This window comes from Clostridium carnis, assembly GCF_054657435.1.
Map to the genome: position 1 here is coordinate 2,755,883 of NZ_BAAHYS010000001.1, position 12,190 is coordinate 2,768,072.

Sequence of the window (12,190 nt, forward strand, 5' to 3'; positions counted from 1 at the left end):
CCTTTTTTCTTTATATAAATTTATAAAGAATAAATTTATATTTATTGAAATAAACTAAGAAGAATAAATTTAATTAGATAAAATATTATTAAATAGCATAAAAATAGGAGGAAATATGTACAATTTATATACCCTTAAAAATGGGCTAAGAGTAGTTACAGAATATATAGAGCATGTAAATTCTATAAGTGTAGGTGTAATGGTACAAAATGGTTCAAGAAATGAAACAAAAGAATTAAATGGTATATCACATTTTATTGAACATATGTTTTTTAAAGGAACTAATAAAAGAACATCTAAACAAATAGTACAAGAAATTGAAAATGTAGGGGGACAAATAAATGCTTATACAAGTAAAGAAGCAACTTGTTATTATATTAAAGCATTAAATACTCATTTAGATTTATCAATAGAAATATTATCAGATATGATATTAAATTCTAAATTTGACGAAGAAGAAATAGAAAAAGAAAAAGGTGTTGTAATAGAAGAAATAAATATGAGCGAAGATACTCCAGAAGATGTTTTAGATAATGATCAATCTAAAGCAATATTTGGAGAAAATCCATTATCATATCCAATTCTAGGGACTATAGATACTGTTAAATCTTTTAATAGAGATAAGATAATAAATTTTATAAAATCTAATTATACTCCTTATAATTCAGTTATATCAGTATGTGGAAAGTTTAATGAAAAGGAATTAATCAAGTTAATAGAAGAAAATTTCGGTAAATGGAATAAAGATGAAATTTATATTCCAGAATACAATAAACCAATCTTACTAAGTAACAGTAAATATACAAATAAACAAATTGAACAGCTTCACATAAACTTAGCATTTAGAGGGTTACCATATGCTCATGATAAAGCATATTCATTAGTATTATTAAATAATATATTTGGAGGAGGAGCCTCATCAATACTTTTTCAAAAGGTTAGAGAGGAATTAGGTCTTTGCTATACTATATACTCATATGCTCAACCTTATTTAGGAACAGGAATTGTAAGTATTTATACTGGTCTTAGCAAACAATATGCTGATAAAGCTTTAGATGTAATTGATAGGGAAATTAAAAAGTTCTCAATGAATGGAATTTCAAAAGATTTAATGGAGATAAATAAGGAAAAAATTAAGGCTAGCTATATTCTAGGATTAGAAAGTACATCATCAAGAATGTTTGCTAATGCAAAATGTATGTTGCTTCAAAATAAAATAAATACTCAAGAAGAAGTTATAAAAAGAATTAACAAAATAAATAAAGATGACATAGATTATGTATTAGAGACTTGCTTTAAAAACGGTATAATTAGTTCAGCATATGTAGGGCAAGATGTAGAATATGAAAAGTTAAATTTTATATTAGAAAAAAATTTAAAAGCCTATGATAATTCTGGTCAAAATGGAAAATATAAGATATAATTTAAATAACATAATATTATGTAATAAATTTACTTTTTTTAGCATAAGATTTATCTAAGATAAGTAAGGAGGTAAATATTTATGCTAAGAGGAGAAAAAAGAAGACAAGAATATTATGATGTGGAACCTAAACAAGAATCAAAATATAGAGTGTTAAGTGATATTGAGAGATATGAAATATTTAACACTGAAGAGGCTGAAAAATATGATACTCAACAAGCTTTAGATTTTATTATTGATGAAGAAGGAAATTTACAATTTATAGTGGCTGCTGTTGCCGGAAGTAAGTTTGGATTCTTTGGCGGAAGGGAATATGTAGAAATTCCATGGGGATACGTAACTAAGGTTGGGGCCAATGTTATAGTAGTATCTGCTGATAGAGGAAAAATTAAAAGGGCAAGGGCATAGTTTTAGAGGGGGTTATTACTTGAAAATCATTGTACAAAAATTTGGTGGTACATCAGTATCAACAGAAGAAAGAAGAGATCAAGTAGTAGCTAAGGTTAAAGATGCTATAGAAAAAGGATATTCACCAGTTGTGGTAGTATCGGCTATAGGAAGAAAAGGAGCACCTTATGCTACAGATACATTATTATCATTACTTGACAATAATTTTAAAAGAGGAAATTTACAAGCGACGGATATGCTTATGTGCTGTGGGGAAATAATAAGCTCAGTTGTAATGAGCAATGCATTATTTAGCGCAGGAATTCAAGCGGTTCCATTAACAGGAGGACAAGCTGGTATTATTACAGATGATACTTACGCAAATGCTCAATTCATCGATACAAAATCAGATCTTATATTAAGTATTTTAGAGCAAGGAAAGGTTCCGGTAGTAACAGGTTTCCAAGGAATTAATGAAAAAGGGTATTTTACAACTTTAGGAAGAGGGGGAAGTGATACATCTGCATGTATATTAGGTATGTCTCTTAAAGCAGAATCAGTTGAAATTTATACTGATGTGGATGGTATTATGACTGCTGATCCTAGAATTGTAAATAATGCATCTTTAATAGATGTAATAAGTTACAATGAGGTTTTTCAATTAGCAGATCAAGGAGCAAAAGTTATTCATCCAAAAGCTGTAGATTTAGCTAGAAAGGGAAACATACCTATTGTTATTAAAAATACAATGACAGATTGTAAAGGGACATTAATTAACAGTTTTGGATCAGATCATATAGAAAGTGCAATTTCAGGTATAACTCATCTAAATGATAGAATACAGGTAACTGTTAAATTAAAAGAAAATAAAGGTAAAACTAATTATAGATATCTGTTAGATATATTAGCTAAAAACAACATTAGTTTAGATTTAATTAATATATTTCCAACAGAGCAGATATTCACTGTAGATTCATACCAGAAAGAAACACTAGAAAAAATACTAAAAGAATCAGAAATAAAATATTCAATAATTGATAATTGTAGTACAATTGCAATTGTTGGACTAGGTATGACTGGAGTGCCTGGAATTATGGCTAAAATTATAAATAATTTAGTTGAAAATGATATTGAAGTACTTCAAACGGCAGATTCTCATATGACAATATGGTGTTTGATTCCATCAGAAAAAGTTTCAGAAGCAATAAATTTACTTCATAAGGCATTTAAATTAGGTGAATAAAATAACTTCTCCTGTACAGAATAATAATGTATAGGAGGAGTTTTTTTATGATTATGAATAAATATTTAAAATCATCTAATGATGAAAATAATGATAGCAAGGATGATGAAAAAGAAAAACTTGCAGAAGCAAAAGAAAGAAGAGCAGAAATAAAAGAGTTTGGAAATACAAATGGTGTTTCTCAAAATGAAAGTATACAAATATTACCTATAATAGGACAAATTGAAGGTCATCAAGTACTTCCACCACAAACAAAGGCTACTAAGTATGAACATGTTATACCTCAACTTATAGCTATGGAGCAAAATGATAATGTAAAAGGAGTATTAATAGTACTTAATACTGTTGGAGGAGATGTTGAAGCTGGTCTTGCCATTGCAGAAATGATAAGATCTTTATCAAAACCAACAGTATCAATAGTAATAGGAGGAGGTCATTCAATAGGTGTACCTTTAGCAACATCATCAAGCTATTCATTTATTACGCCATCGGCTACTATGATAATACATCCAATAAGAATGAATGGGTTTGTAATTGGCGTAGCGCAAACATTCCATTATTTTGAAAAGATGCAAGAAAGAATTGATAATTTTATAGTTAGAACATCTAAAATAGATAAAAGTGAATTGAAAAAAATGATGTTAAAATCAGATGAACTTTTAAATGATATGGGAACAATTTTAATTGGAAAACAAGCAGTTGAATGTGGACTTATAGATGAAGTAGGTGGAATAAAAAATGCTATAGAAAAATTAAATGAACTAATAGGAGAAAAATAAAAAAACATTATATAAAAATCTATAATCGTAAAAAGATTAATTTTACGATTATAGATTTTTAATTTTTAATATTTTATAAATTATGGTACGTATATTAAATTATAAGTATAGATATATAATGAGAAATAATTTTTAGTAGGCATTAAGGCATGAGTAAAAGAGCATTATTTAATGATCCTAATTATGAAACTTTTATAGTGGAATTTGTTGAAGGATTTACTGAAGAGATGGAAAAGATACCTTATGTATATGGTATTAAAGTTTGGAATAACTTTGGAATAGTTACAGTTAAAAAAGACAAATATTTTGATTTGTTAAAAGATGCTAAGTCTATAGTTTATATAACACCAAGAAGAATTTTTACATTACAATCTATGGAAAGAGATTATGATTTAGCACAATATGAAAGACAAAGTAATACTCCAATAGAAGCTGCTAACTTTATTAAAATACAATCAAATCCTTATAATATATTAGATGGCTCAGGAGTTCTAGTTGGTATAGTTGACACGGGTATAAATTATTTAAGTGAAGAATTTATAAGAGAGGATGATACAAGTAGAATAGCTTATTTATGGGATCAATCTATACCATCAGATAATAAAGATATTTATTTTGGAAGTGAGTATAATAAAGAAAAAATAAATGAAGCTATAAAGCTATCTATAGAAAATAAGGATCCATATACTATAGTTCCTTCAAAGGATACAGTTGGGCATGGTACTAATATGGCTAGTATTGTTGGAGCTAGGGGGGCAAATCCAGAGGTTAAAGGTATATTAACAAATTGTGATTTTATTATAGTAAAGTTAAAAGAAAATATGGTCTATAAAGATATACTAAAATCAAATGGAGTAAAAGATACTGAAGTATACGGAAATGGAGATGTGCTTATAGGAATTCATTATTTAGTTGAAAAAGCTAGAGAACTTAAAAAACCTATATCTATTTTAATATCACTTGGAAGCAATACGGCTTCAAATACAGGAACATCGGCTATAGAATTATATATAGACAATATTAGTAAATTAAGGGGCGTTTCAGTAATAGTAGGAACAGGAAATCAAGGAAGCGCTGAGCTACATGCATCGGGAAATATATTAGCAAGAAATTTAGAGGAAACAGTAGAGATGGTTTTACAAAAAGAGATGAAAGATTTATATTTAGAAATATGGGTAAATAAACCTAATATAATGTCAATAAATATGATATCACCATCTGGAGAAGAAAGTAAAAATATTTCAATAGATTTAGTAGGGGTTCAAGAATACAAATATGTATATGAAAATACCATATTTAGAGTATGGTATATTTCTCCAGATGAATTAAATGGAAATCAATTGATTCTTATGAGATTTTTTTCGATAAAACCAGGAATTTGGAAAATAGTTTTAAAAGGCTTATATATAGTTGATGGAAGATTCGATATATGGCTTCCAGTAAAAGAATTACTTCCAGAAGGAACAAAATTTCTAAATGCAGACCCATTTAATACAATAGTAAATCCATCATCAGCTAAATCTGCAGTAACTGTCGGATATTACAATCAGATAAATGAAGCTGTTATAAGCGAATCAGGTCGTGGGTATAGATTAGATAGGAGAATTAAGCCAGATTTAGTTGCAGGAGGAATTAATCAACCAGCAGTTGGTATTTCATCTAAGGTAGATTATGTATCTGGAAGTTGTGTTGCTGCGGCTATTGTAACAGGTGCAGTTGGAATTTTAATGGAATGGGGAATTGTAGATGGAAATGATACGAGTATGTACAGTGAAAAAATTAAAACTTATTTGATTTCTGGATGTAGAACTAGATCCGGAGAAAATTATCCAAATAGAATATGGGGATATGGAATGCTTGATATGAATGAAGTTTTTAATCAAATAAGTGGAAAGCCTAAATATATAGAATATACAAGAGGAGATATATATTATAGAATTCCTTTAGAAATTGGAGATGATAAATTTGCTTTTAAGAGAGAATGAATGTTTCAAATATGAAGATGATGAATTATATCAAAGATTAATTGTTGAATATCAAGGGAATTTTGAAGAAGAAATTAGCCAAATAGTATATGCTTGTGGAAGAGTATTAAGCGATACATTAGCTATTGTTTTTATAAAACCAGATGATATATCGAAATTAATAAGTGAATCAAAAACAATTATATATTTTGAATTTGATAGCGTCTATGTTTTAGAGGATGTTTCTTCAATTGCAACTGCATATATTCCACAAGTACAAGAAAGTGATTATTTAAATCTTAATGGAACAGGTGTAACAGTTGCTATTATGGATACTGGAATTGATTATTTAAATGAAGCATTTTTAAATGAAAAAGGAGAAACTAGAATAAAATATATATGGGATTTAACAATTAAGGATAATGCTAAAGAATATAGAAATGGAGCATTATATACAAAAGATGATATAAATAATGCTATTGAAGCATATAAAGGTGGAAAAAATCCATATGAAATAGTTCAAAGTAAAGATAATAATGGTCATGGGACAAGTATGGCAGGAATTATTGGAGGTACTGGAATCGAAAGTGTAGCACCTAAATGTGAATATATAATTATAAAATTAAAGCAAAATAATATGATTAAAAAATTTTTTAATACAGAAGAAAATATTTATAATGGAAGTGATTTAATAAGATCTATAGAGTTTTTATTAGATGAAAAAATTAATGATGGAAATCCTTTAGTTATATTTATTCCATTAGGAAGTACGGAAGGAAGTCACACTGGAAATACAATTATAGAATTATATATAGACAGGATTTCAATAAAACGAGGTTTAGTATTTGTAACAGGAACAGGAAATCAAGCCAAAATTGGTGGACATGTAAAAGGAAACATAGAGAAAGCTGAAAAAGAAAAGAATTTAGAATTAATAGTAGGTAATAATCAAGGAAATTTATATTTTGATATTTGGGCAAAAAAACCTAATAGGATTTCAATAGGAGTAATATCACCAGCAGGAGAAACAACAGATACTATTTCTATGTACAATAGAATGGGATCAGTTATTAGATTTTTAATTGAAGAAACAACTTTAGAAATTTTTTATTATTGGCCTGATGAATTTAGTGGGGATGAGGTAATTAGAGTAGTTTTAAAAAATGTAAAATTTGGATTATGGAGATTTAGACTAGTAGGTGAGTATATATTAGACGGTGAGTATAATGCATGGTTACCTCCATATAATATATTAAAAAATGATACGGTATTTTTATCTACCAATCCTTATTTAACTATGACTTTACCTTCTATGTCTAGCTATATAATAACAAATTCGTGGTATAATCAAGCAAATAATACTATCAGTATTTACTCAGGTAGAGGTGCAGAAGTTGGAAGCGCGACTGAGTATTTAAGACCACTTCTTACAATTGGTGGAACTGATATAAGGACTATAGGATTAGATAAACAATTTGTAAGTGTATCAGGCAATAGCCCTGCATCAGCAATAATGGCAGGGTGTGCGGCGTTATTATTTCAATGGGGAATAATAAATGGAAATGATCCGACTATAAATGCACAAAAGATGAAAACATATTTTATGAGGGGGGTAAGAAAAAGGCTTGGAGATACTTATCCAAATCCTGAGTGGGGATATGGAAAACTAGATATGCTATCATTATTTCAAGATATGTGGTAAAATATTATATAGAAAACAACCTATTTATTAGAGATAATGAAAAGGTTGTTTTTTTTAGTATAAAGATTATAATATTATTATGTAAATAATTTGATTACAATAAATGGAAAAAGAGGTGATAAAGTGGCTAGGGGAAAAGCTAAAGCTACGAGGAAGGACAGAAACAATATAAAAAATAAGGAAATAAAGGTGGAAAAGAAAGAAAATGGAGATATTAAGGGGATTATGTATTTAGCTTTGGGAGTGTTATTAGCAGTAGCTATATATACAACCTGGGCAGGAGCTTTATCTATATTTGCAAGTAGCATACTCTATAATCTTTTAGGCATAGGAGCTTATATATTACCAGCATATTTAATTTATTTTGGAATAGATAGTATATTATCAAAAGGTACAATAAAATTTTCAAGAAGGTTTTTTGGAATAACATTAATAGTAATAGTTATTATCCTAGGGTGTGCTACAGGTAGTATTCATACTTTAAATAGTAGTGGAGATTTTAGTGAAACATTAAAAACTATTATATCTAAAGGAGGACTTCATGGAGGTTTTATTGGATATTTAGTTGCATATCCATTAAGTAAGTTTATTGGGTATATAGGATCTTATGTTTTATATATTGCATTATGGGCCATAGGAACTATACTTATATTTGACATTACACTTTATGATATTATTATATTTTTTAAAGAAGAAAAGAAAAAAGTATTTGATAATAGAAATATTAACAAAGAAAATTTAAAAAGCTATATAGAACCGGAAAGCGCTATAGGAAATACATTAAACCCAATGATTAATGTAAAGCCTAAAGAAGAAAAGCAAAGAGAAGATTTTATAAATGGAATAAACAATAAAATTAAAATATTAGATTTTATGAAAAATTCATCTTTAGAAGAAGTAGCTACTACAGAAAATGAACAAAAAAAATCAAATCCATTTAATATAGAGTTATATGAGGATGAAAATAATGATATAAATAATAAAAATTATAGAAGTTTAGAATTTGAAAATAAAATTAATTATGAAGAAAAAACTACATCCCACAATTTAAAAACGGAAGAAAAACAAAAGAAAAAGGAAAAGTTAGAAACTGAAGTAAAGGATGTAGTTAGCAAAGAAATAGAAGAAAGTTTAATAGAAGAAAAGAAAGAAGAAAAAATATATCTTCATCCATCGGTAGACCTTTTAAATATAAATACTAAAATGAAGCTTAAAAGTGAAGATAAAAAAGAGCTTATTGAAAATGCAAATAAGCTAGAGGGAATATTAAAGGATTTTGGGGTAGATGCAAATGTTGTTCAAGTAACAAAAGGACCTTCAGTTACAAGATTTGAAATACAGCCAAGTCCAGGTGTAAAGGTATCAAAAATAGTTAATTTACAAGATGATATAGCTCTTGGGCTTGCAGCTAGTGGCGTTAGAATGGAGGCACCTATTCCAGGAAAAGCAGCAATAGGAATAGAGGTTCCAAATAAGAAACAAACACCTGTATTTTTAAGAGAGGTACTTGATTCTAAAGAATTTAAAAATACGAAGAAAAAATTAGCTTTTGCTTTAGGAAAAGATATTGCTGGGAAGTGTGTTGTTGGTGATTTAAGCACAATGCCACATATGCTTATAGCAGGGGCAACGGGTTCTGGTAAATCAGTATGTATTAATACATTAATAGTAAGCTTATTATACAAGTATAGTCCAGATGAGGTAAGGCTTCTTATGGTAGACCCTAAAGTTGTAGAGCTAAGTGTATATAATGGTATTCCACATTTATTAATACCAGTAGTAACTGATCCTAAAAAGGCAGCAGCTGCACTAAATTGGGCTGTAAATGAGATGACAAAAAGATATAAGCTTTTTGCAGATTCATCAGTTAGAAATATAGAAGGATACAATGCTCTTTATGAAAAAGGAATAATAGAAGAGAAACTTCCATATATAGTAATGATAGTAGATGAACTTGCAGATTTAATGATGGCGTGCCCTAATGATGTAGAAGATTATATTTGTAGATTAGCTCAAATGGCAAGAGCCGCTGGAATGCATTTAATTATTGCAACTCAAAGGCCATCGGTAGATGTAATAACAGGTGTAATTAAAGCAAATATTCCATCGAGAATATCTTTTGCAGTTTCATCAGGGGTAGATTCAAGAACTATACTTGATTCAACTGGAGCAGAAAAACTTTTAGGAAGAGGTGATATGCTTTATAATCCAATAGGAGAAAGTAAGCCTTTAAGAGTTCAAGGGGCATTTATAGATGAAGAAGAGGTTGAAAAAGTTGTTGATTTTATTAAGGATAAAGAAGAGAGTGTTGATTATGAAGAATCAATTATTGAGCATATAGAAAATGAGTCAGAAGGAGTAATATCATCTGGTAAATCTAATGAGTCAGAAGATGAGTTACTAGATGAAGCTATAAAAACAGTTATTGAGTATAATCAGGCTTCAACATCATTTTTACAAAGAAAGCTAAGAGTAGGATTTAATAGAGCATCAAGGATAATGGATGAGTTGGAAGATAGAGGAGTTATTTCTGCTAAAGATGGAAGCAGACCTAGGCAAGTTTTATTATCTAAAGAAGAATTAGAAGCAAGTGAATAAAAAACTTGTAAATATTATATACGTACATTAAAATGAATTTAGCTTAATTTTATATTAGTATGAAAAGTATAAAACACAGGAGGAAATAACTTTGGAAAAATATAAGGTAGGTATGGTTAGCTTAGGCTGCGATAAAAATAGAGTAGACTCAGAACTGATTTTAGGATCAATTAACAAGAACTATGAAATAACAAATAATCCAAAAGAAGCAGAAATAATAATAGTAAATACGTGTGGTTTTATAGAAAAGGCCAAACAAGAATCAATTGATACAATTTTAGAAATGGCAGAATACAAAAAAAAATATAAGTGCAAAATGCTTATTGCAACTGGTTGCTTAACTCAAAGATATGGCGACGAATTATTAGAACTTATGCCAGAAATAGATATTCTTATGGGAGTAAATGACTATATGAAGCTACACAAGCTAATTATGGGGTTTATAAAAGATCAAAAGAGAATTTCATCAGCAGATTACAGTGATGAAAATATAAATGAAGGAGTAAGATTACTGACAACAGATAAACATACAGCTTATGTTAGAATTGCAGAAGGATGTAATAATTTTTGTACTTATTGCATAATACCTAAAATAAGAGGGAAATTTAGAAGTAGAAAAATAGAAAGTATTTTAGAGGAAGTTAAAACCCTTACTGAAAGTGGTGTGAAAGAAATAATACTTATTGCACAGGATTTAACTTTTTATGGAATGGATATTTATAATGAAAAGGCTCTTCATAAATTAATAAAAAAAATATCAGAAATTAATAAAGTAGAGTGGATAAGATTATTATATTGTTATCCAGAAGAAATAACTGATGATTTAATAGAAGAAATTGCAAATAATAAAAAAGTAGTAAAATATTTAGATTTACCAATACAACATATTAGTGATAATATTTTAAGGCTAATGGCTAGAAAAACTAATAAAGAAACAATAACAGGAATAATAAATAAGCTAAGGAAAAGAGTTCCTAATATAGCATTAAGAACATCCCTTATAGTTGGATTCCCAGGAGAAACAGAAGAAAATTTTAATGAACTTAAAGAATTTTTAGATGATTATAAATTAGAGAATGTAGGAGTATTTAAATACTCAAGAGAAGAAGGAACACCTGCTGCTAATATGGAAAATCAAGTGCCAGAAGAAATAAAAGATAAAAGAGAAGAAACTCTTATGAAAGTTCAAAAAGATATAGTAGAAGAGTTAAACAAATTGAAAGTTTCAAAAGTTTATGATACTATTATAGAGGGAAGAAAAGGAAATTATTTTATTGGTAGAAGTTCAGAAATGGCACCAGAAATAGACGGAGTAATTTTAATTAAAACATCTAAAGATCTTAAAAAAGGAGAAATAGTTCAAGTTAAGATAAAAGAGGCTTTAGATTATGATTTAATGGGAGAGATATGTGATGAATTTAGCAAATAAGCTAACAATGATAAGAATATTTCTAGTACCGTTATTCTTAATATTTATAGCGGTACAAGATATTCCATATGGAACTTTTATAGCAACGTTTATATTTATAATAGCATCTTTAACAGATCAACTTGATGGCTATATTGCAAGAAGTCGAAATCAAATAACAACATTTGGGAAATTTATGGATCCTCTTGCAGATAAGCTTCTAGTTACAGCTGCACTAATTTCTCTTGTTGATTTACAAGTTGTACCAGCGTGGGCAGCAGTAGTAATAATAGCACGAGAATTTGCTGTTTCAGGACTTAGAACTATTGCAGCTTCAGAAGGAAAAATAATTGCTGCTAGTTGGTGGGGAAAGATAAAAACAGTAGTTCAAATAATAGCTATAATAACCTTGTTATTACAAGTAAATATAGGTTCATCAGTATATCTTACACAATTAGTAACAAATAGTAGCTTTTTTAAAGTAATAATTTCTTATGCACCGAAATATTTATTATTTGCAGCAGTTATAATTACAATTATTTCAGGGTATGATTACTTTAAGAAAAATAAAAAAATAATAGATACTAATAAATAGTATAAAAATACAAAAAATAGGATATAATTAACAATAAAAGTTCCATCTATGTTATAGTTGGAACTTTTAATAAATATGGGAAATAATAGAT

General features: G+C 28.3%; 9 protein-coding genes. All 9 read left to right on the plus strand.

Features of this window, described 5'->3' with window-relative positions; genetic code table 11:
* The first annotated feature begins 115 nt into the window (after nucleotides 1-115).
* Complete coding sequence (locus ACYQ1T_RS13420; protein WP_459835659.1) at nucleotides 116-1,423, plus strand: M16 family metallopeptidase; 1,308 nt, start codon at nucleotides 116-118, stop codon at nucleotides 1,421-1,423.
* A gap of 81 nt (nucleotides 1,424-1,504) precedes the next feature.
* A complete protein-coding gene (locus tag ACYQ1T_RS13425; protein WP_459835661.1) occupies nucleotides 1,505-1,831 on the plus strand; it encodes a YlmC/YmxH family sporulation protein in 327 nt (108 codons plus the stop codon).
* A gap of 19 nt (nucleotides 1,832-1,850) precedes the next feature.
* On the plus strand, nucleotides 1,851-3,053 hold the full coding sequence (dapG, locus tag ACYQ1T_RS13430) for an aspartate kinase (RefSeq protein ID WP_459835663.1): 1,203 nt from the start codon (nucleotides 1,851-1,853) through the stop codon (nucleotides 3,051-3,053).
* 53 nt (nucleotides 3,054-3,106) lie between these two features.
* Nucleotides 3,107-3,832 (plus strand): ClpP family protease, encoded by a 726-nt coding sequence (locus ACYQ1T_RS13435; RefSeq protein ID WP_459836553.1) that lies wholly within the window; start codon nucleotides 3,107-3,109, stop codon nucleotides 3,830-3,832.
* Between the two features lie 149 nt (nucleotides 3,833-3,981).
* Entirely contained in the window at nucleotides 3,982-5,817 is a 1,836-nt protein-coding gene (locus ACYQ1T_RS13440) for a S8 family peptidase (protein WP_459835665.1), read from the plus strand.
* Entirely contained in the window at nucleotides 5,789-7,498 is a 1,710-nt protein-coding gene (locus ACYQ1T_RS13445) for a S8 family peptidase (protein WP_459836555.1), read from the plus strand. The genes ACYQ1T_RS13440 and ACYQ1T_RS13445 overlap by 29 nt, the downstream gene beginning before the upstream one ends.
* A 123-nt stretch (nucleotides 7,499-7,621) precedes the next feature.
* Nucleotides 7,622-10,096, plus strand: coding sequence for an FtsK/SpoIIIE family DNA translocase (locus ACYQ1T_RS13450; RefSeq protein WP_459835668.1), 2,475 nt, complete (start codon nucleotides 7,622-7,624; stop codon nucleotides 10,094-10,096).
* Nucleotides 10,097-10,187: 91 nt separating this feature from the next.
* Complete coding sequence (gene rimO / locus ACYQ1T_RS13455) at nucleotides 10,188-11,525, plus strand: 30S ribosomal protein S12 methylthiotransferase RimO (protein ID WP_459835670.1); 1,338 nt, start codon at nucleotides 10,188-10,190, stop codon at nucleotides 11,523-11,525.
* Entirely contained in the window at nucleotides 11,509-12,099 is a 591-nt protein-coding gene (gene pgsA, locus ACYQ1T_RS13460; RefSeq protein ID WP_459835672.1) for a CDP-diacylglycerol--glycerol-3-phosphate 3-phosphatidyltransferase, read from the plus strand. The genes rimO and pgsA overlap by 17 nt, the downstream gene beginning before the upstream one ends.
* Nucleotides 12,100-12,190 lie beyond the last annotated feature (91 nt).